Annotated in this window: 14 protein-coding genes; 4 read left to right on the top strand and 10 right to left on the bottom strand. The window is 43.2% G+C overall.

Features of this window, described 5'->3' with window-relative positions:
- Nucleotides 1–235: 235 nt before the first annotated feature.
- The 9 genes from G500_RS0116490 to G500_RS0116435 all read right to left on the bottom strand — a co-directional run bounded on the left by G500_RS0116490 (nt 236) and on the right by G500_RS0116435 (nt 13,428).
- Nucleotides 236–982, bottom strand: a complete 747-nt coding sequence (locus tag G500_RS0116490) for a YqjF family protein (RefSeq protein WP_027003356.1) — start codon at nt 980–982, stop codon at nt 236–238.
- 595 nt (nt 983–1,577) lie between these two features.
- The gene (gene mltG, locus G500_RS0116480; protein WP_035757761.1) at nt 1,578–2,621 is read right to left on the bottom strand and encodes an endolytic transglycosylase MltG; all 1,044 of its coding nucleotides are present in this window, start codon (nt 2,619–2,621) and stop codon (nt 1,578–1,580) included.
- Nucleotides 2,605–3,132 (bottom strand): YcxB family protein, encoded by a 528-nt coding sequence (locus G500_RS23890; protein WP_035757758.1) that lies wholly within the window; start codon nt 3,130–3,132, stop codon nt 2,605–2,607. Before G500_RS23890 ends, mltG begins: the two co-directional genes overlap by 17 nt.
- Nucleotides 3,133–3,293: 161 nt before the next feature.
- On the bottom strand, nt 3,294–4,757 hold the full coding sequence (locus G500_RS0116470) for an NADH-quinone oxidoreductase subunit N (RefSeq protein ID WP_027003354.1): 1,464 nt from the start codon (nt 4,755–4,757) through the stop codon (nt 3,294–3,296).
- A gap of 286 nt (nt 4,758–5,043) precedes the next feature.
- Nucleotides 5,044–6,432 carry a type III PLP-dependent enzyme domain-containing protein gene (locus G500_RS0116460; RefSeq protein ID WP_027003353.1) on the bottom strand — a complete coding sequence of 463 codons (1,389 nt, stop codon included), beginning with the start codon at nt 6,430–6,432 and terminating at the stop codon, nt 5,044–5,046.
- Nucleotides 6,433–6,618: 186 nt separating this feature from the next.
- A complete protein-coding gene (locus G500_RS0116455; RefSeq protein WP_027003352.1) occupies nt 6,619–8,376 on the bottom strand; it encodes a hypothetical protein in 1,758 nt (585 codons plus the stop codon).
- Between the two features lie 214 nt (nt 8,377–8,590).
- A complete protein-coding gene (locus tag G500_RS0116450; protein WP_027003351.1) occupies nt 8,591–9,337 on the bottom strand; it encodes a LytR/AlgR family response regulator transcription factor in 747 nt (248 codons plus the stop codon).
- 27 nt (nt 9,338–9,364) lie between these two features.
- Nucleotides 9,365–11,788, bottom strand: coding sequence for a tetratricopeptide repeat protein (locus G500_RS0116445; RefSeq protein ID WP_027003350.1), 2,424 nt, complete (start codon nt 11,786–11,788; stop codon nt 9,365–9,367).
- A gap of 143 nt (nt 11,789–11,931) precedes the next feature.
- Nucleotides 11,932–13,428 carry an NADP-dependent isocitrate dehydrogenase gene (locus tag G500_RS0116435; protein WP_051203763.1) on the bottom strand — a complete coding sequence of 499 codons (1,497 nt, stop codon included), beginning with the start codon at nt 13,426–13,428 and terminating at the stop codon, nt 11,932–11,934.
- Nucleotides 13,429–13,615: 187 nt separating this feature from the next.
- On the opposite strand from G500_RS0116435, the gene G500_RS0116425 reads away from it, so the two are divergent.
- Together G500_RS0116425 and G500_RS0116420 are read left to right on the top strand one after the other, a co-directional pair.
- Nucleotides 13,616–14,086: a hypothetical protein gene (locus G500_RS0116425; protein ID WP_027003347.1), complete on the top strand. Its 471-nt coding sequence runs from the start codon at nt 13,616–13,618 to the stop codon at nt 14,084–14,086.
- A 365-nt stretch (nt 14,087–14,451) separates the two neighbouring features.
- Nucleotides 14,452–15,681, top strand: a complete 1,230-nt coding sequence (locus G500_RS0116420) for a bifunctional 3,4-dihydroxy-2-butanone-4-phosphate synthase/GTP cyclohydrolase II (protein ID WP_035757814.1) — start codon at nt 14,452–14,454, stop codon at nt 15,679–15,681.
- Nucleotides 15,682–16,443: 762 nt separating this feature from the next.
- On the opposite strand, the gene G500_RS0116410 is transcribed toward G500_RS0116420, so the two are convergent.
- The gene (locus G500_RS0116410) at nt 16,444–17,064 is read right to left on the bottom strand and encodes a hypothetical protein (protein ID WP_027003345.1); all 621 of its coding nucleotides are present in this window, start codon (nt 17,062–17,064) and stop codon (nt 16,444–16,446) included.
- Nucleotides 17,065–17,587: 523 nt separating this feature from the next.
- On the opposite strand from G500_RS0116410, the gene G500_RS0116400 reads away from it, so the two are divergent.
- Nucleotides 17,588–18,061 (top strand): hypothetical protein, encoded by a 474-nt coding sequence (locus G500_RS0116400; protein ID WP_211220168.1) that lies wholly within the window; start codon nt 17,588–17,590, stop codon nt 18,059–18,061.
- Between the two features lies 1 nt (nt 18,062).
- Entirely contained in the window at nt 18,063–22,376 is a 4,314-nt protein-coding gene (locus G500_RS0116395; RefSeq protein WP_027003343.1) for an HYR domain-containing protein, read from the top strand.
- Nucleotides 22,377–22,622 lie beyond the last annotated feature (246 nt).

The raw sequence follows: 22,622 nt of genomic DNA, 5'->3' as shown, positions 1-22,622 counted from the left end.
CGTGAATTAGCAATCTCTTGTTTAAAAAGAGGACTTTCTATAGAAATGACCGCCGAACTCACGAAACTATCCATCGAGGAAGTTCGTAAATTGAGCAAAGAATTGTAACCTCTTTTGTGATATTCTGTTCCTTTTTCTTAATTAAGCCAATTTTAGCTTTGTGAGGGTGCAAGATAATTTTCTATTTTTGTAAGACAAAAGAGAGTTAAGATAGGGTTTTCTGTGAGATACCCACCTATGCCTTTTCAAACATTTCCACCGAAATTTCCGAGCCTTCGGCTAAAAATACGGATTTGGGTTCGCTTTCCGTTAGGAAGCTAAAATTCTGACCATAAGTAGCCCCAAAATCTACCGCTATGTGGTAGCTTAGAATGGGATATACAGCCCAACGCGGGTGTCGTACCTCATATTCAGAGGTTTTTGTGGCAGAAAGATAAGTATAGTCCCAATAGTGTTCGGTAATAAATTCGGCTTCACTGCCCACTTCCAAAGGCTGTGCGGTATGAAGGGCTTTGGCTTGAAATGTTTGCCACTGCGCCGCTTTCTGATTCTTCCATTCATAGCCTACCTCTAAAATAGGTTTGGGGCTATCGCCCTTTTTTTCTTGTGTTTCTCGCCAAAAATGACGCATAGGGAGGGTCTGATAATGCTCCTTGTAAAGCGTGTTCGCTACCCAAGTAAGGGCAGGTTTAGGCACAATTTCTTTGATAAAGACAACACCACGCTTGTAAGCTCCCTTTTGGCTTGTATCGGGACATTTGACATAAAAGCGCAAATTTACCTCCTCAAAATTGACGTGAAAGGGGATTTTGATACCCAAAAGCCTCGTGTCCTGAAACATAAAACCTACCAAACTCACATAACAAGTGCCATGCCATAGGTCTAATTCACAGCCATGTGGCAGGTAAGGCATTAAAAGCTGCGGCTCTACTGCATAGTTTGCCATCAAAAGTTTGCGCCATTGGGCTTTCAAAAAAGACATGGTATAAAAGTTTAGGATTGTAAAAAAACTGGCGTTGTTACAACGATAAAAGCCTTAAATGCACCCCACCCCAAACCCCAGTAATGTTAAGTTCTGTAAAAAAACTTGTTTGGTCAAATTAGAAACGAAATAAAATTTGGTTTTGAAACCCTCCCTTTGGGGGAGGGCAGGGTGGGGTTCATTCCTTTTTTATTTCAATCTCACTGCGGACAAGGCAATGCCTTGTCCCTACATTCGACCTAATTTTTAGAATTTAACATCACTGGGGCAGGGTGGGGTTCATTCCTTTTTTATTTCAATCTCACTGCGGACAAGGCAATGCCTTGTCCCTACATTCGAACCTAATTTTTAGAATTTAACATCACTGCCCCAAACCCCGCCCCCATAGGGCGGGGCTTTTATGCGGTATCATTTTTTTATGCGAGCATAAAAAAATGATTTGGCTTTCGAACCCTCCCCTATGGGGGGAGGGCAGGGTGGGGGTTCAGCAGGTTTGCGCGAAGCACAAAAAACCGTTTTTTGACCTTCTGACCGTTGTAACAACGCCGAAAAATTAACAGTTTTCAAAAAAACTGTTAGTTTTTTTTGTTTATATCTACCTAATTCCTGCCTTATCCAAAGCTGCCTGATAGCTACGGGCATTTCGCTCGTGTTCGCTATACGTAACGGCAAAGTTGTGGTAGCCCGAAAAGTCTTCACGCGCACAAAAGAAGATATAATCGTGCTTTTCAGGATTCAAAACTGCCTCCAAACCTGCAATAGAGGGCAGGCGAATAGGAGCAGGAGGTAGCCCTGTGTATTTGTAGGTATTAAAGGGCGAATCTATTTCCTTGTGCTGATTCAAGACCCTTTTGATGCTAAAATCGCCGATGGCAAAGACTAAGGTTGGGTCGGCTTGTAGGGGCATGTCCTTTTCCAAGCGGTTGAGATACACGCCTGCAATGCGCGGCTTTTCGTCGTCGCGTTGGGTCTGTTCGGCATCTACGATAGCGGCTAAGATGCTGACCTGCAAAGGGGTAAGCCCTATGGCTTGTGCCTTTTTGAGCCTTTTTTCGCTCCAAAACTTGTCGTACTCTTGTTTGAGGCGTTCCAAAAGTTGTTCTTCGGTGGTTGTCCAATACATTTGGTAGGTATTGGGCAAAAACATTGCGATAAAGGTTTCGGGTTTGAAGCCATACTTTTCTGCCGTCTTGGGGTCTTGCAGGTATTGACTAAGGGTTGCCGAGTCGAGGGCGAGGTTGCGCGAAAGTTTGCCTGCTAATTCGGGCAAAGTGCGCAGGTTGTTATTAAACGTAACCAAAACCGCTGCCTGTTGTCCGCCCCGTAGCATGCGAATGGCGGCAAGGTTGCTCATCTCTTTGGTAAAGGTATAATGCCCTGCCCTAACTAAGTCAGGGTATTTGAGGAAGCGAGCAACAGCGCGAAAGGACATCTCATCGTTGAAGACGTTGTACTTGCGTAGCGTGTCGAGCGTTTGCAGGTAGGTCGCCCCTTTGGGAATATAGACCGAAACGGCTTCGCCCTGATTGATGACAATGTTGGGCGTGTAAGCCATTTGGTAGGCATAATAAGACGAGGAAACGATAAAGGTGGTGATGCCGATAAAGAGCATCATCAAGATTTTATGCTTTTTTTGCATAGGTTTCGATGGTTTTGATGTCGTTAAAGCCTTTGCGCTTTAAAATCGTTTCAAACATTTTGAGCTGATTATCACCACCAAAAATACGAAAAGGGAGGTAGAAAAATTCTACTTTCGAGAGAAACAGCACATAAGCCTCCTTATTTTTAGCGATTTTGATAATCTTATCCCAAGCGATAGGCGAGCCGCGTTGTTCGTCTATCATGACCAAAATTTCTTTGCTGGTGATGATATAATTGTACTTTTCAAATAAAGTTTTTGTCTTTTCGTGTTGCGTAATGGCTACCACCTGCAAGTACCAAAAGAGGATATACAAGCCCACCAACACGACGGTAACGCCAATTCCCCACCAAAGCCAAGCCATACTCCAAATGGCTGCCGCTACCCCAAATAGCAAGAGCAGCCCTGCGGGAATAAGCCAGACCCACCACCAAGCCTTTAAGACATTGCTAAAAGCGATAGGCGTATAGGTTTTTGCATCTAACTGATATTTTTTTGTCTTAATTTGCATATAAGTACGTTTTTTTGCCGAAATAGAGTCGAAAGAGAAAGGCAATCGAGGCTTTTACCCGATTTTATCGCAAAGATAGCAGTTGTACTCGATTTTATAGGTGCGAGGAACAAAATTCCGCTTAATTTCGTTAGTGGCTCTTTTTTGGGTTGTCTAAAAAATTAGAAAAGCCAGTCTATTTTTACAAAAAAGAGCAAAACAAGCAAGGCAATGCCAACCAAAACGCCGCTTCCTATCCAATAGAAAGCCGACCGCTTTGCTGCAAAATGAGCTTGCCACTTTGCCAAATGCGGATTGGGGGTTTCTTTTTTCTTGATAAAAATATGATAGGGGATTTTGAGATAAAAAAACAACCCCAAGGGAGTATTGAGCAGTCCCAAGGCGAAAACCACTTGTAGAAAATAATTTTCTTTATCCGCAACTTGCTCCCAAAAGGCGGAAAAAAGAAGCAGTTTGGCACTAAATCCTGCCGTTGGGGGCAAACCCACCAAGCCGATAAGTGCCACCAAAACGGCAAAAGCAGTCCATCTTTTTTCAAAAATGAAAGTTTCTTTCAAATCGCCCTTAAAACCGCGCCTTTCTTCTATTAGCAGCCAAATAAAGAAGCCCAAATTGAGCAAAGTATAAATAAAAACATAAAAAATAAGACTCTCTAAATTATTTTTTTGGTGCAATGCCAATGCCAAGAGCCAGAAGCCGCTATGGGCGATACCCGAATATGCCATCAAGCGTTTCAACTGCGTTTGTAGCAAAGCCCCAATATTGCCCCAAAACATAGAAAGCAAGCCTATCCAAATAATGAAATAGAGAAGTATTTGATTATCAGGCAGATAGAAATGCCAAAAAGCCAAAAGCGCGACAATTTTTGGAAAAATAGAGAGGTAAGCGACAAGACTTGTAGCCGTTTTTTCATACACATCTGGCGACCAAAAATGAAAAGGCACAAGACTTAATTTGAAGAAAAAACCAATATAAAAAAGCAAAAAAGGAATAAGTGTGGTAGCCGATTCGCCCTCTTTCAGAGCAGCAAGCCAAATACCCACCTCGAAACTGCGATAACGCGCATAGAGAAGCGAAGCCCCATAGAGCATCAATGCCGAAGCCACAGCCCCAAAGAGTAGATACTGCAAGGCTATGCGGCTGCTATTTTTGTCTTTCGAAGTCGCGACTAAGCCATAAAGAAGCAAAGATAGTGCTTCAAAAGCCACAAAAAAAGCCATAAAATCCACACTCATAAGGGCAAATTGCCCCAAAAGTTGCAACGCCATCAAAACCAAGTAGCGTTCTCCTCGCCCTTTTCGCAAACGCCTATCTGCCCAAAAAAGCCAAACCGAAACCGCCGAAATCGCCGAGAGCAGGAGTTTCGCCTTTGTTTCCAAAGGGCTATGCACAAAGCGATTGCCAAAGGAAAAAGAAGGAGCGGAAAGGCTATTTTCTAATTCTAACCCCAGAAAAAGTAAATTACACAAAAAACAGAAAAAGGTAAAAAATGCCAGTTTTTTGTCTGAACCATTTAAAACAATGCCTACCAAAAGCAATATAAAAGCGAGGCTTAATCCTATTTCACTATAAAAAAAGGGTAAGTCTTCTATCAAACGAGGCAATGCTGCGGAAAATTCGGACATGGCTATTTTTAGAAAATTGAGAAAGCAGTTTTCAAAATGAGAAGGGACAAGTTTGGCAATGCTAAGTTCTAAAAGTCATACCCACTTTGTAGGGAAAAGGCATTGCCTTGTCCGAAGTTGGATTGAAACAAAAAAAGGTTTTCAGACCCAATTGGGATTCAAGCCAAATTTTATTTTGCATCAAATTTGAAAATACAAGGCTTTTGGTAGAACATAACATTTTTGGGCAAGCCCCTTCTCATTTAAAATCCGTAGCAGTGGAGCAGAAAATAGGATAGAAATAAATTTAATATCCCAAAATTTCCATCACCGCTTCTTCGTCTTGTTCTTTTCGGAAAAGTGTGGTGCGGATTGTGCCGTCGTCTTCTCTATCAATAATGACGTGTCTTGCCGCAGGCACAAGGCAGTGCTGAATCCCGCCATAGCCGCCCAAACTTTCCTGATAAGCACCTGTATTAAAGAAACCTACATAAAAGGGTTCGTTTTCGGTGGTTTCGGGTAGCATGAGTTTGGCGATATGCACTTCCGAGTCGTAGTAGTCTAAGCTATCGCAGGTGATGCCGCCCAGATGCACCTGTTGGTAGGCTTTTTCCCAGTTGCTAAGGGGCAGCAGGATAAATTTGTGGTTCATGCCCCAAATATCGGGCAGGTGCGTAATCATCGAGCCATCTAACATGTACCAACATTCGCGGTCGTTTTGCTGTTTTTGTCCGATAACGGAAAAAATCATAGCACCACTTTCGCCTACGGTGAAGCTACCAAATTCGGTCAGGATGTCGGGAACGGGTACGCCTTCTTTTTCACAGGCTTTTTGGATATTTTCTATAATGGTATCAATCATATATTGATAATTATATTCAAAACCCAAAGAATTTTTGATAGGCAGCCCACCGCCGATGTCTAAATATTGCAAGTCGGGACATATTTTTTTCAACTCACAATATTTGTAGATAAACTTATTGAGTTCGCTCCAAAAATAAAGCGTGTCTTTGATGCCTGAATTGACAAAAAAGTGCAACAGTTTGAGTTTAAACTTCGGATTGGTCGCTATTTTTTCTTTGTAAAGCGTCGTTACATCTTTGTAGCTAATGCCTAAGCGCGAGGTATAGAAGGCAAAGTTGGGTTCTTCTTCGGTCGCGATTCTGATACCGAGCTTGACCTCTGGCAAATCGGCTTGTGCGTATGCCTCTAATTCGGCGGCGTTGTCTAATACAGGCATGCAATTTTGGAAGCCTGCGCCAATTAGCTCCACAATTTTTTGGGAATATTCCTTTCTTTTGAAACCATTGCAGACTACCATCAAGTTGGTATCGATAAGTCCTTTTTGGTGCAATCGCTTGGCAATTTCGATATCAAAAGTAGAAGAAGTTTCGAGATGTACCCCATTCTTGACCGCCTCTTCCAAGACAAAAGAAAAATGCGACGATTTGGTACAATAACAGTAGTGATAGTTCCCTTGATACCCTACGCGCTGCATTGCCTGCTGAAAGTAGGCACGCGCACGGGCGATATTTTCGCTTATTTTGGGTCTATAAGTCAAGCGCAAAGGCGTACCATATTGCTCGATGATGGGTTTGAGATGCACACCATGAAAATACAACTCCCCATTTTCTACCGTAAAATCGGGCGTATCGAGGTAGAAAGTGAGTTTGAGTAGGTCGAGATAACTTTGCATTTTGAATCAAGGGGGGTTATCAGATGAAAGGAAATCAGGAGAGGAAGGAAGACCTGAACAAAAGTAGGCAATCGAAGGGTACGGCACTGCCGCTTTTGTGCCTACTTTTGACCGCACAAAATTACACAATGCAAACGGCAATACCAACGCCATAACAAAAGGGTAACATTTTGTACGCCTTCTGCCTTAGCGCGTTTGTGTTTCGATGGAAATTTTATGGATAAAAAAGACCTTGCGGCGTGGCTCTTCGCCTGCGCGAATGATTTGGTAGCCTGTGTGCAGAAAATAATCGCCATACCAAGCATAAATGAGTTCGTCGCTGGTTCGCCCTTCTTTGAAGGTTTTTTCAAGGGTGCGGCGGTCGCGTTCCTGTCGTTCTTCCTCAAATTGGTCGGAATGGGTCTGTTTGTAGTACCATTTCGGCTCGTCTATTTGTAGGAAACTAAGGGTATCATTTTTTACGGCGTAGTCTACAAAAATAGCGGGTTCGGTCTTTTCTATTTCCTTGTGGCTAAATTGGTTGTCCCAAATGAGCCTGCCTTGTGTGTCAAAGGCACAGACTATGGTTTGGAAATAGCGAAAAATAGAGGGTGCTTTTTTGCTATTGCTCCAAAAGTTTTCATAGTCGTAATAGCGGTTCATATTGCTACGAAGCAAGCCCCTATCGTTGCGAATCCAATAGCGGCTGTAATCGTAGTAGGGCGAATAGGGCATCGCCGTAAGCGGATTAGGCGAAAAGCGGCTGCCATAATACACGCCTGTATAGGCTTGCAGGCTCAAAAAGAGGCGGTTTTGGTGGATTCTCAAATCGCCGATAAAGTAGTCGTGGTCGTAACGCTTGAATTTGCCTTCTTTTTTGCGCTTGACAATCTTGGCAAGGACTTTTTCGCGAGCTTTGGCATCGAGGTAGCCAAAATAATTTTGAAAATAAGCAAAATCATAAAATTTCAAACTCTCCTCCTTTCCCCCTTTGAGCATCAGACTATAAATGCCCTGCGTCTGCTGCCACTGTTTGAGGCTATAAGTGCCTAAGATAAGCAACTGCTCTTCTTGGGTTTGTACCGAATCGGCGGTTTCGGTTTCTAAAAGGCGGCGTGGCGCAATGAAATAGGGGCGAAAGGTCATCAGTTGGTACTCATCGTTGTGAAAGATGCTGGTCTGATAGGCTAATTTGCCATCGAGGGTGTAGGTATTGAAAAATATTTCCTTGTTTTGGCTATATTTTCCGTTCAAAATCACCAAAATTTGTTCATTTTCGGTATCTACTTCCAAACCTGCTACGTAGGTCTGTTTTTTAGAAAGGCTTGGCAGTAGGGTTTGTTCTTTTGTGAGCATGTTCCAATAAATCACAGCTGCTTTTCCTTCCGCCTCACCGCCCAAAAGTGCAATATTTTTCAGAACGCGAAAATATTGTACCTCAAATTTCATGAGCTTGCGATAAGGAATCTGGTAGAGGTCGCCGTTGCGTGCGTCTATGCGTAGGATTTCATATTCATAGTTTTTTTTGTAAAGTAAAAAGTAGAGATAATAGCCTTCTACAAAATAGTGGCGAATCCGCGTTTCTGTCGTTTCGAGGCTATAAGTTTGTTGCCAAAGGGCTTCTAATTCTTTGTCATAGCCTACAAAAGCAAATTCTTTCCTACCCAAAAAAACGCGCTCCATGCTAAAAACAAGCCCTTTTTCTGCTAAGGGAAAAACCTGATAGAAGGTATAATCCGCTTGCCGCTCTACCTCTGCCGAAATCTCTACACGCCGCGCCAGATGCAAGATTGTGTCTTCGCCTGCGGCGGAAGACGAAGACGAAAGTGAGGTCGAAGGTGAGGTCGAAAGTGAGTCGGGCGTTTGCGCCAAAAGCGAGGTAGGCATCAAAAGATAGCCCCCCAATCCTACCAAGAGCCAAAAATATGTCGGCAAAGCGGCTATCAAAGTCGTATAAAAGCGCATAGGGAAGTGGTTTAGACGAAAATAGATGGATTTTAAAATTATACCTAAAATAGGTTTAGAATTTTTACGGCTTTGGGTGTAAAAAGCCCTCCTATTAGATAACGAGGAAAAAGGCTTTTAAACTTTTTTTACACCCTGAAAAGACGCAACAAAGGGGCAAACTGTCGCGATTATCAGGCGATTATCAGGCGATTATGAAAAAATCTTAAAAATTTTAGAGCAGCATATTAAGGCGTTTGAGAAAGGCATCTTTGTAGTTTCTGCCGATGTCGAATATTTCGCCCCCTACCTGTACGGTATTGTCGCGCAGCTCGATGTTTTCTATCCTGCTGGCATTGATGACCACAGAGCGATGGATTTGGACAAATTCCGTAGGTGGCAGTTTTTCCAAAATTTCGCGCAAAGACATACGCACAAGGTAGTTTTCTTGCGTTGTGTTTATCTTGACATACTTGTCTTTGGCTTCCAAAACGCTCAACTCGCGCAACGGAACTTTTATGATACGGCTATTATATTTAACAAAGATAGAATCTTTGATTAAAATATCTTCTTCCCAGTTTTTTGCTTGCAAATCCTTGTTGTTTTTTTCTTTAAAATTTTGCCGCATAAGAGCCAGCTCGATAGTACGCTGCAAATTGGCTACATTGATAGGCTTGATGATGTAGGCGTAGGGCAGCGTTTTCTTTGCTTGCTCGAAGGTATCGCCATCGGCAAAGGAAGTTACAAAAATAATAGGCACATCAGACCCCAACTTTTGCACCTTTTTGGCAAGCTCGATGCCGTTCATCGAACCCTTGACGTGAATGTCTAAAAGGGCTAAATCGGGTTCTAAGGTCTGAAAAAATTGCAGCATCGTATCGGCATTGTCGGTTATGCCCACAATTTGATAGCCCATCTTCACAATAAGACGCTCCATCGTAGCGGCATACAGAGGGTCATCTTCTACAATAATGATACGCATAAAATTTTTTTTTAAGTTTTCTAAATATCAAATAGGTATAAATAGGTGAAAAGTTGTTCCTTTTGCAGAGGATTCTACTTTTACGTTTAGGTGGTTCAATTTGGCAAAATAAGCGCAAAGAAACAAGCCTAAGCCCGTTCCTTTTTCGCCTTTTGTTCCTTTTTGTGTTGTTTCTAAATCGCTTAGGTCGGATAGTGCTTGAAATTGATTTTGTATTCGTTCTAATTTATCCTTTGTCATGCCATTTCCTGTGTCTGAAATTTTGAGCAATACCGCCTCTTTTTGGCGCGAAGCCTGCACCAAAATATTGCCCTTTGGAGGGGTAAATTTAATGGCATTGGAGAGTAAATTTCGGATAACAATTTGAAAGGAAGCCTCATCTACTTTTACAAGTGTATCATTTTCTATCTCAAAGTGCAGGTTTATATTTTTGTGAAAGGCGATATTTTGGTAGATAGCAAGCATATCTTCTAAAATATCGGTTAAAAGATACGGATAAATGTCTATTTGTAGGGGTCTATTTTGTTGAATCAAAGCCCATTGTAAAAGGTTATTGAGCAGGTTATTGGTTTGCTGCACCGAAGTATTGAGGTGCTGGCTGTATTTTTCGAGGGCAGGCAGGGTCTGATTTTGTGCAAGAGCCTGAATTTGTATCGCTACCTCTTCGAGTGCAAACATGGGGCTTCTCAAATCGTGTGCAATGATGGCAAAAAGTTGGTCTTTGGTCTGATTGAGGCTGACAAGCATTTCGTTTTGTAGCCTAATTTCCTCATTTTTCTCTGCCAAAAGCAAGTTGGTGCGCTGTTTTTGTTGTTGATTTCGATAAATAAAATAAGCAATTCCCATCAAAGCCAACAAAACAACCGTACCCAAGAGGATAAGATTTCGCTGAAAGCTAATTTTTTGCTCACTTTCCAATCTTTGCTGCTCCATTTCGGCTCGCAAGGCACGCTGCTCTGCCTGCTTTTTTTGGGCTTGAATCCGAAAATTATCCGCCTGCAACTGCGCCCGCTGTGCTTGCTGCAAAAGGCTATCCGCCTGCTGTTTACTTTGTGCTTCTTTTGCCATTTGTCGCAAACGGTCGGCTTCGGCTTGCTTTTCTATGGCATAACGTACATTTCTTTCACGTTCATTCTCAATCTTTTGCAGTTCATTATTTTTTTCTAAAAGGGCTTTGTTTTTGTTTAAAATTTCAATTTCTTTCTCTTTGCGCTCCACTTCTGCCTTCGACTCTAAATCGGCTATTGCCTTCGATTTTTCCACACTGAAAAGGCTATCGCTAATGGTTTTGTAGAGTTCGTGGTATTCGAGGGCTTTGTCAAAATCGCCTTTAGCTTTGTAAATTTCATAGAGGGTGCTGCTGGCATAGTAAATTTCGCGCGTTGCCTGAAGTTTTTGCGCAATTTGCAGGGCTTCCTTCGCGTACTCAATGCCTTGCTCGTACTCTTGGCAGGCAGAAGCGGCATTTGCTAAGGCAATAAGTGGGTAAATTTTGCCCTTGTCATAATGAGTTTCATTCAATAATTCAAGTGCCTTTTTCAAGTAGTTTTTTGCCTTTTCAAATTCTTTTTTGTTCGCATAGGTCTTTCCCACAGAGTAAAGACTTGCGGTGATACCTTTTTTATCCTTCAATTCTTCTCTAATGGCAAGGCTTTTTTGAAAATAATCAAGGGCAAGGTCGTAGTTTTTTTGTTCGCTATAAATGCTTCCTATGCTTTGTAAATGCAAAGCAATTAAGTTTTTATCTTGTATTTTTTCAGAAAGAGTAAGCCCTTTGAGATAACAACTAAGGGCAGATTCGTAGTCGTTTTGCATAAAATGGATATTGCCTACATTCGACCAACTAATTGCCTCCCCTCTTTTGTCGCCTGCTTCTTGTAGCATTTTAAGGCTTTGTTGGTAGAGTTCTAAGGTTTTTACATAATTGCCTCGATGAAAATAAAGGTTGCCCATCGCCGTTAGTGAGCTTGCTATATTTTTTTTGTTTTTCAGAATGGTATCCACCTCTAAATTTTTCTGATAAGTTTGAAGTGCTTTTTCATAATTTCCCAAATAATAATAAGACACGCCAAGATAGTTTAACGATAGCGATAAATTTTCTAAATCATTTGCTTTTTGTGAAAAATAAATGCTTTTTTCATAAAAATTGAGAGCTTCTTTGTAATCGTGCTGATTGTAATGATATTTTGCTATCACATTCAAAGCCAAACCCTTTCCCCTTTCATACCCTACGCGCTCACTTTCTTGTAGGGCTTTTTGGGCAAAAAATAAACAAGAGTCGGGATTGTTTTCTTGATATAGAAGCGCAATTTGATGCAGGCTTAGGGCGCGAATGGTGTCGTTTTGGGCAGATTGATAGCGTTGTTGTAGGCTATCCAAACGGGGGAGATTTTGAGCCGTTGTATTTTCACATAGTAAAAAAAACAAAAATAGTAAAAATTTTGACTTCATTTTTTTAAGATTTTGTATAAAAAGTAGCTAATGTTTTCCTAAATCATAAAAACACAAAAAAATCCAAAAAAAAGCGGAGAACAAAACGCCCTCCGCCCTATTTTTCAAACTTTTGCCAAGCCCGAAGGCAGGTGTTGAGTTTTTTATTGTCCTTGTCCCAAAGAGTAAGACTTAACGCCATCAAAGGTGCAGAGGTTTTCTGTTTTGATGACATCGAAGCCTGCTTCGGTAACTAAGCGCATCAATTCTACAATTTCTTTGTGTGTAATCGGCGACTCGTCCGCTTTCTGATAACGACAACGCCAGTGGTCGGTACAGAAAGTTTCGGGGAATCCGTCGGGATAGACCTTCAAACCGCGATTGGTTATCATCTTCAAATTCAGACCGTTGTAGCCGTATTGTTTCAAAGATTCGCCCAAAACGTTGGGGTCTTTGCCGCCGTTGGCTTCTGTCCAGTGTAGGAATAAATCTACGCCGATAGTTTCTTTCTTACCTTTTTTGGTAGGAGAGCTGGTTACTTTGATAGATTTGCCACCTTCGTATTTAACGGCTTTCAAGGTAGAAGGCTTCTGTCCGACACGCGCAATAACGGCAGAGGCGAAATCGCTGGTGCTAACTTTTTCCTTGCTTGTACCTTCTTTGAAGATGTCGTAGGTATGAATCCCGTCTTCCATCGTTTTGAGCCAAGCGTTGTGTACTTTTTCTGCCACATCTGCCTGCCCGATATAGACGAGCATCTGCACTGCGCCCAAAAGCAAGCCCGAAGGATTGGCTACATTCTGCCCTGCTCTGCGAGGTGCCGAGCCATGAATTGCCTCAAACATGGCAAAGCCTTCGCCGATATTTGCCGAACCTGCCAAGCCTACTGAACCTGTGATTTGTGCTGCTACGTCGGAAAGTACGTCGCCGTATAGGTTTGGCATGACGATAACGTCGAAGTTTTCGGGTGAATCGGCAAGTTTGGCTGCACCGATGTCGATAATCCAGTGTTCGTTTTCGATGTCGGGATATTCGGTTGCGATTTCGTCGAAGATTTTATGAAACAGACCGTCCGTCAGTTTCATGATGTTGTCTTTTGTAAAACAAGTTACCTTTTTTCTACCATAAGCACGCGCATATTCGAAGGCATAACGCACGATTTTTTCTGTACCAGGGCGTGAGATGAGCTTCAAACACTGCGTAACCTCGTCGGTTTGTTGGTGTTCGATACCTGCATAAAGGTCTTCTTCATTTTCGCGAATGATAACCACGTCCATGACAGGGTGCTTGGTACTCACAAAGGGGTGATACGAAACGCAAGGGCGCACGTTGGAAAAAAGCCCTAAGGTTTTGCGCGTCGTAACGTTCAAACTCTTAAAGCCGCCGCCTTGGGGCGTAGTGATAGGGGCTTTTAAAAATACCTTAGTTCGACGCAAAGAATCCCACGCTTGCGGCGCGATACCTGCCGTATTGCCTTTGAGATATACTTTTTCTCCAATTTCAATCTCCTCGATATCTAACTGTGCGCCTGCTGCCTCTAAGATGCGCAAGGTAGCCTCCATAATTTCGGGACCGATACCGTCGCCGTAGGCAACTGTAATAGGCACTTTGGTATGAGTAGCAGAGGCTGACGTTTGTGCCGAATTTGTGCTTGTTTGCATGAAGGGGAAATGTTTGAAAGGTACAACAAATTTGATAGTATTGCTTCTATGATAGATAGACAACCTTTAATAGCTTGCAAGTTACTACTTTTTTTTCATAGTAGCGATTTGTGGGCGATTTTGTTGGGCTTTTTAGAGATTTTAACAAACAAAACGGCTACCTTTGTAGCACTAACCCTCCTTTCCTATGCTTTTTTTTCCTTGTCTTGGTCGTTTTGTTAAGATTTGCCTTCCTATTTTGCTGCTTTGGGGGGCTTTTCCTGCCCTTTCTCGCGCCCAATTTCAAGGGGGCAAAGGGGACGGATATGACATGGCAGAACTTTCTGTTACGCTCACGCCTTTGGATAGCCCCCAAATGCCGATGGAAACGCTCAAAATGCAGGTCTTTCCAAATCCCATTTTTTTGGCTTCGGAAAGTCATTTTTCTATTGTATTAGAAAATTTTTCGTTTCAGCATATCACCACAAAAAAAGATTTTACCCTCTGGCTACAAGATGCACAAGGTAAAAGTTGGCAACTCGATTTTGAGCCATCATACCCAAACAAAATGAGCGTGCAACTGCCCAAAAATCTTGCCTTAGGCTGCTATTTTTTGGTATTGATGCAAAACCAAAAAGACACCAAAAGCGTGCAGGTGCAAATTCTGATTCAGGAATAGGTAGCTAAAAAGGAAATGCGACTTAATTTTACCTCCCTGCCTACTTTCGCAATGATGTTAAATTCTAAAAATTAAGTTCGAATGTAGGGACAAGGCACTGCCTTGTCCTATGCCCCAAACCCTAAGGGTCTTCAAGACCCTTAGGGTTTAGTCCAAATTTTATTTCGTGTCAAATTTGACAAAACAAGGCTTTTTACAAAACTTAACATTACTACCCACTTTCGGGGCAAGGCTACAAAAATAGGGGTCAGCGCAAGCAAAAGGCAGATTGGCGACCCAAATACGCAAACCGATTGAAAAATTTGCCCACTTCAAAAAACTTAGCGAACTTTGCTTCTGGTCAAGACCCTTACCCCCTATCGCTTATGAATCCGACAAGCCCTATCCGTTTAGATACCATCGAGGAAGCCATCGAGGACATCAAAAATGGCAAAATGATTATCGTCGTTGATGACGAAGGACGCGAAAATGAAGGCGATTTCATTTGTGCTGCCGAAAAGGTTACGCCTGAAATGGTCAATTTTGTACTCAAAGAGGCGCGTGGCGTTTTGTGTGTCGCCATGACAGAAAGGCGATGCGTAGAATTAGATTTAGACTTGATGGTAGGAAAAAATACCGACCCTAAGGGGACAGCCTTCACCGTTACGGTAGATTTGCTTGGAAAGGGCTGCACCACAGGCGTATCGGCGCACGATAGAGCCAAAACCATCAACGCCTTAGCCGACCTTAGCACGCGCCCCGAAGATTTAGGACGACCCGGACACATCAACCCCCTCAAAGCACGCGAAGGGGGCGTATTGCGGCGTGCAGGACACACCGAGGCAACGGTAGATTTTGCGCGATTGGCAGGCTTACAACCCGTAGGCATGCTCATCGAAATCATGACCGAGGAGGGCGAAATGGCGCGTCTGCCTTTTTTGCGCGAATTTGCTGATAAGCATGGCTTCAAATTGGTTTCGATAGAAGACCTTATCGCCTACCGCCTCAAACACGAAACCCTGATACAGCCCGAAATAGGGGTGCAGATGCCTACTGAATGGGGCAATTTCGACCTAATGGCGTATCGACAAATCAATACAGGCGAACTCCATTTGGCGTTGGTGAAGGGGAAATGGGACAAAGACGAACCTATCTTGGTGCGCGTTCATTCCTCTTGTGTTACGGGCGACATTTTCGGCTCCTGCCGTTGCGACTGCGGCGCACAGCTTCATGGGGCTATGGAAATGGTAGAAAAAGAAGGGCGCGGCGTGATTCTCTACATGAATCAGGAAGGGCGCGGAATTGGTCTTTTAAATAAATTAAAAGCCTACAAATTGCAGGAAAAAGGACTCGATACCGTACAGGCAAATTTAGAGCTTGGCTTTAAAATGGACGAGCGCGACTATGGCGTAGGAGCGCAAATTTTGCGCGATTTGGGCGTTAGAAAAATCCGACTTATTTCCAATAATCCCAAAAAGCGGGCAGGGCTTATCGGTTATGGCTTGGAAATTGTCGAAAGCGTGCCTATCCGAATTGAACCCAATCCGCACAACGAAAAATACCTCCAAACCAAGCGCGACAAAATGGGGCATGAAATTTTGCCCAAAACAGAATAGCAACCTGCTGACGTTCCCAACGCAAATTTTATTCAACACTAAGGACACCAAACGCAGTAAGAAGTATAGCATTTTAAGTTTTTAACGATAAAATTCATCAAATCTTGTGCTATTAAGTGTGCTTAGTGTTTGGCGTTTTTACAAAGGTCAGAAGGTCAAAAAACGGGGTTTGTGCTTTGTGCAAGCCTGCTGAACCCCCACCCTGCCCCAGTGATGTTAAGTTCTGTAAAAAATCTTGTTTTGTCAAATTTGACACGAAATAAAATTTGGGTGAAAGACTTTTTTTAGGTCTGAAAGCCCTTTTTTATTTCAATCTTGCTGCGGACAAGGCAGTGCCTTGTCCCTACATTTGCATTTGATTTTTAGAATTTAACATCACTGCACCCTGCCCTCCCCCCATAGGGGAGGGTTCGAAAACAAAACTAATTTTCAAGGTTTTGTATCATAACTAAAAGACATTTTATGATAAAAAAGCCCCGCCCTATGGGGCAGTAATGTTAAGTTCTGTAAAAAGTCTTGTTTTGTCAAATTAGAAACGAAATAAAATTTGGACTTAAACCCTAAGGGTCTTCAAGACCCTTAGGGTTTGGGGCATAGGACAAGGCAATGCTTTGTCCCTACATTTGAACCTAATTTTTAGAATTTAACATTACTGGGGCTTGGGGTGGGGTGCATTTAAGGCTTTTATCGTTGTAACAACGCCCTTAGTGTTGGCAAAGGGAAACTTATATAAAGACTATCTTTTGTATCTTTTGTTAGATGCTATTTTATCACAAAAATCAAATCACAAAGTGTAGGCTCAATTTTGTCTGCCAAAGGAAGGCGGATAAGTTTTTGGGGGTGAAAGTTTTGGATATAGGTTTCTATGTGCGGTTTGAGATAGGAAAGCTCACGTCTTAGCTGCCAATGTGCGCCATCTTTTTGATACAAGACCACAAAAAGACGATTGGCAAGGTGAAAACGCCCTTGCTGACTCTGATTCTGGTATAGCCACTGTGCTAAATGGGCAGGATTTTTCTGTGCTTCCTCTATTTTGGGGGTATAATTTTTTGGGAAAATGGTCGTTTTGTGGTCGAAGGGCAAGTTGTGTATAAAAAAATCTACTTTTTTGTCGTACCGATTCGGATTGATTCTCACGCCTTCTATTTGGGAGAAAATATGCTCTACGCCTCTTGCCGAAAGGGTATTGTACCAGCGATTCAAGACGTAGTTTTCGAAGGCTACCCCTTTTTGCAGTTGCTTCAAGCGCATTTGTAAGGCTTCGTAGGTAGGCAGTTGATAGACGAAATTCGAGTCTTTGTCCCAATCGTCAGACTGCTTTCTTCCCCAAGGCGGCAGGGTAGGCAATTTTTTGAGTTCGCTTTCCAAATCGAGTAAATTCATCGGTGTTGTAAATTAGGGTAGTTTCTTATTCGATACATTTTTACGAAAGTAGTAGAATTTTGTTCGTGAAAAAGAATTTTTTAAGTCAAATCCTTAGCAACAGTAAAAAATAGGGAATAGGTAGCGATAGAAACCGCCTCACAGAATTTTATAGCGTCGAGGTGTTTTTTTTTCAAAGGGAGCATTTTTTTCAAACAAAAATCGGGTAGCGTAGTTTTAACAAATTTTTTTTATCGCAGCATTTTGCAGTTTGTCCCAATTAGCGTGCTTTCTGTCGCAGATTTTTAAAATGAGCCTAAAAAAGCCGCTACTTTGTACCCAAGTAGTGCAGACTGCTATGTGTTTTATTCATTCCTATTCTTTTAAAACAAGCGTATAAATGTCTCTTTTTCAGCCTCATTTAATTCCTTTTTTGAGCGCGGGTACGCATATCGCCTATTTTTATCTGACGACTTTTTTAAAAGTCTGGCGAAATCTTACACCTGTACTTCTCCTGCTTTACACTTCCAAACATTCTTCTTTTATGAAAATCTGTAAAACCCTCTTTCTTTTCTTATCCCTTGCGATAAGTCTGCTGCTGACACAGACCCTTTCAGCGCAGAACACCGAACCCATCGTGGCATGGCAGCCCACTTGGACATTGGCACAAGAAAACGAACACGTCCGCATTTTCTACAAAAGTGCCGACTGCTATACGGCTTCTTATGGCGTGCAGATGGAAAAATTGCTCTTTAAAGTAGAAAACAAAACGGGCGAAACGCTTTTCCTACAATTCGACTTAGAAAAGGCTTATTCCCACACAGAAAATCGTGAGATGGCGAGCGAAAAAGAAGTGCGCTTAGTGCTTAGTCCGAAGGCGGCTCTCGAAGGCGTGTGCTACCCCAACACAGAAGCGGAAACTTCTCTTTCTATTTTCCTTGCTAATTCCGCTATACCCAATATGGCAAAACTTGAAAAAATCAACATCAACGGACTAAAAACTCAACTTTTGAAATAATATGACTAAGTTTCTTTTTACCATACTTCTATCTTTTTGGGGAATTGCAGGCATTTTTGCACAATGTACCTCCCTACTGACAGGTGGCGCGACGACTACCTGCAACACGCCCATCGACTTTCAAGGCTCTGCATACTCCAATGCCTCCTCTTTCAATTTCAACGGTAGTACCTTTCCTCCCGGTTGGATAGCTTCCGCCTTTATCATAGGGCAACCCTGCGGATTGCCTGCCGCCGACGGGACAGATTATTTCTGGGCAAGTGCCGTTGCTGGTCAGCGTTCCCTAACGACGTCTGTTGTCGATATGAGCGCGGGCGGGCTTATCAGTTTTCAAATTCGCTTTGGAGATGACGACCCCGACCCTGGCTGTGAGCAAGTAGATGCAGGCGAAGGCGTGTATTTGCAATACTCGACCGACGGTGTTACTTATACCAACATCATGTACATCGACCCTACTGACGCTTCAGGCGGTGCAGTAGGTTACGGTTGGGTTTCTTTTAATGTCAATACTTTGCCTGCTGGTGCGCTTACTGCTACTACACGTTTTCGTTGGCTACAAACAACTAATTCTGGTGCTAATTATGATAACTGGGGCTTAGATAACATTACCATCAGCCGCGTTATTCCTATCGTCAATCATACTTGGGATATGGGTGATGGTACTGTTATTCCTTCGGGTGCAGCTTCGCAGTCGCATACTTACGCCGCAGGCGGAACTTATACCGTAACTTATACTGCCGAAATGCAGGACGGCTGTATCACGACCACAACCCTGAACGTAAATATTTCAGAGCCTTTGGTTTTAAATTGTCCTGCCAATCAGACTTTTGCAGCCAATACAGGCGTTTGTGGCTATACCGCAACTGCCGCCCTAAACCCTGTTCTTTCTGGAAATTGTAGTGCCATTACGCCTACCTATACGCTATCGGGCGCAACCACAGGCACAGGCACTTCCCTTGCAGGTGTAATATTTAATGGCGGCATTACGACAGTAACTTGGAACGCCGCAGTAGGTGGCTCTTCGGCTACTTGTGCCTATGATGTTGCTGTTACAGAAACCGTCCCCCCCGTCTTTACTTGTAACAACAGCGCAAACCTTACCCTTCCAATAGGCGAATGTCAAACGCGCTATTGCTATCCTTTCCCTTCTGCCATCGATACTTGTGGGGGAGCTTATAGAGCTGAAATTGCAGGCTATACCTATTTGGGTACAATCGGCACGCACTCTTATTATGTTTCAAATGCAAACGTAGATTACAACACTGCAAGAGCTAATTGCGCCGCCGCAGGTGGTTATATGGTACAAATTAGTGATGCCGCCGAAAATACACAGATTCGCAACTGGGTTTCGGCAGTGGTAAGCCCTGCTACAAGCTATTTTATTGGCTATAATGACCTTGAAGTAGAAGGCACTTTTGTTTGGGAAGATTGCGCCCCTCCTACCTTTACGAATTGGAACGCAGGCGAGCCTAATAACTCTGGCAACGAAGATGCTACCCAAGTTCTATCGAATGGTACGTGGAATGATATTAGTACAACAAATTCTAATAGACACATACTCGAACTAAATGGTGCGCGTATTGTGCGCACAGGCGGTTTTGCCGCCAATACATTGCTTGGGGTTGGTAGCCATACTGTTTCTTTCGAGGCTACAGACAATTTTGGCAATACCACCCCTTGCTCTTTTACCGTAACGGTTACGGATACACAAAGTCCGACCATTACCGCTCCTGCCAACGTAACAGTTAATACCGATTTAAACGCCTGCACTGCTTCGGGTGTGGCTTTGGGAACGGCTACGGCTTCGGATAACTGTACCTTTACAATTACCAATAACGCCCCTGCTACTTTTCCACTTGGCAATACCACCGTTACTTGGACAGTAACTGATGCCAATGGTTTAACCGCTACCGCTACCCAAATTGTAACCGTAGTAGATAACCAAAATCCGACCATTACTGCCCCTGCTGCCCTAAATATTACCACTGACGCAGGACTTTGTACGGCTTCAAGTGTGGCTTTGGGTACGCCAACGGCTGCTGATAACTGCACCTTTACCGTTACAAACAATGCGCCTGCTGCCTTCCCACTTGGCACAACTACCGTTACACACACCGTTACAGACGCTGCGGGCAATACCGCTACCGCTACCCAAACGGTAACAGTAAGTTTTGCAGGCAGCCTTGCCTATTCGGATACGGTTTTTGTAGAAAGCAATCCTACTTCGGGTCTGATGAATGATACCATTTTCATTACTGCCCCTTGCCCTATTTTCGCAGGTGCAAATGGTGATGATTTTGTGGCAAATGGTTGGGTTTCGGTATCAAACGTACCAACAGGCTTGGTAGCCGAAATGGTTAGGATAGATGATTATACCTTAGGTTTTGTCTTAGCCGATACTGCTAATCCGCATACGCCTGCTCAAAATGTAGCCGACCTGACAGTTGTTTTCGACGACAACGCCTTTTTATACAATAGCACGGCTGCTAACATTATCGGTAGCAATCGCAACGACTTAGCCGTTAGGTTTAAGGCGCGTCCTATTCCACCTTTGCCGCCTTGCCCAAAGGTTGAAAATTTGACAGCGACTCCGCTTTCTTCAAGTTCTATCCTGCTCAATTGGGAACTACCCGTAGGTGTGGAGTATGTAGAAGTCTATCTAAATGGTACGGTGATAGCAAATCTGCCTGTTCCCCAAAATTCTTTCCTATTAGAAAATCTCTCGCATAGCACCCTTCACCATTTTGAAGTGCGTACAATTTGTAATGCTGCCTTTTCTAATATGATGGTCGTCTATGCTTCTATTGATGCCACAACCCTACCGACAGGCGTGAGCCTCGAATCTGTGCGCGAAGTGTGCGGAAGTGGCAGAGTGGTACTTTCCGTATCGGGCAAAACAGATTGGCAGGGCGTTTATCGCTGGTATGAAAATGAAACCGACACTACGCCTTTCTATGAAAGCGCAAGTGGCACTTTCGAAACGCCAATCCTAAGCGAAAGCAAAACCTATTTTGTGAGCATCTTCGAATTAGGGCAAGAAGGCGAAAAAATCCCTGTGGTAGCCTTAGTGAATGAAGCATACGAGGCGCGTATTCTAAACACTTTAAACGCTGACAATGAGCTTATTAGCTGCGAAAATGTCGTAACCCTACAAGGCGAAGAAACGGCGGGTGCGCGTTATGCGTGGAAGCTCAACGGCTTTACTTTGGGCGGTGAAAATACAACTACTTTGCGAGCTAATGTAAGCGGTTGGTATGAATTTGTGGTCATTCGTGGCAACTGTACGGCAGAATCTACCCCAATTCGCGTGCGTTTGAAATCTGCGCCTGTGGCGTTTATTCAGACCCAAAGCAATAGCCTTCGCTTCTGTTCGGAAACCGTTTTGAGTGCAGCTCCGCAAGCTACTCCTGATGCAGAGGTAAGCTACGAATGGTCTTTCAATGGCACTATCTTAGGCACTTCTGCCGCCATAACTGCTTCTCAAACAGGCGTTTATACGCTAAAAGTTACGGATAATATCTTGGGTTGTGTTGCAATAAGCCAACGCCGCATCGAAATCTTGAATTTCCCTGCTTCAATAGATTTGACCGCTTCAAAAAATGCCATCTGCGAAGGCGAAACGGCAATTTTGAGCGTGCCACAAATAGAGGGAGCGCGTTATTATTGGTTCTTAAACCATGAAAGATTACCGCTTTCGGGTTCGAGTGTAGAAGTAAATGCAGGGGGAACGTACAAAGTGGCTGTTTTCACGCCCCATGCCCCTTGTAGTTCCGAATCGGCAGAGTTTGAACTCACCTACTACGCCGCGCCTAAAATTCGCATCAGACCCAACGGCAATGTGTTAGAAGTGGAACTTTCTGAAAATGTGCCTTTTGTGTGGCAGGTTTTAGATAGAAATTTGGGTACAAATGGTCAGTTTGTAAATGTGGCAGGTTCGGAAAATCAACTTGCTTTCACCCCTGCCCAAAATGGAAGCTACCGCGTCTTGGCTACTTATGGTCAGAATTGTGAAACTTCTTCGCGCAGCCGCACCTTTGCCGCCATTACTTTGGGTCAAGAGGACGAAGTGCCTCAAAATCAAGGATTTAGTCTTTTCCCGAATCCTACCCAAAATCAGGTAACCCTGCGTTTTGAAAGCGAACAGAAAGACTTACAAATTCGCCTTTACGACGCTTTGGGCAGAGAGCTTTTGCAGCAAAATTGGACAAATGCCAAAGAAGTAAGCCTTGATTTAAGCAGTTTGGCACAGGCGGTTTATACCCTGCAAATTGTATCGGCAGAAATGCAACAAAGCATTAAAATTGTGAAGGAATAGTTTAATAGACTACTTGAATCCTCGCCGAGGGCGTTGCGCTTGGTGAGGTTTTTTCAAACCTTCTTCGGTCTTCGAGCAGTTTTGGGTATCATTTTCTACCCCAAAACTTGCCTTCAAAATATACCTTGGCAATGGCATCAAGTTTTGCCGAAGGTTCAAGAAAAGTATTCGGTGAGGCTTCCGTCTTGCCGACGCTTGTTGGTTCAAAAAAAAGCCCCTGAATGATGTTCGGGGGCTTTTTCTATT

Origin of the sequence: Hugenholtzia roseola DSM 9546 (assembly GCF_000422585.1) — a bacterium.
Lineage (GTDB): Bacteria > Bacteroidota > Bacteroidia > Cytophagales > Bernardetiaceae > Hugenholtzia > Hugenholtzia roseola.
The sequence above is the reverse complement of the archived record's forward strand: the minus strand, read 5'-3'. Positions and strand labels throughout refer to the sequence as shown.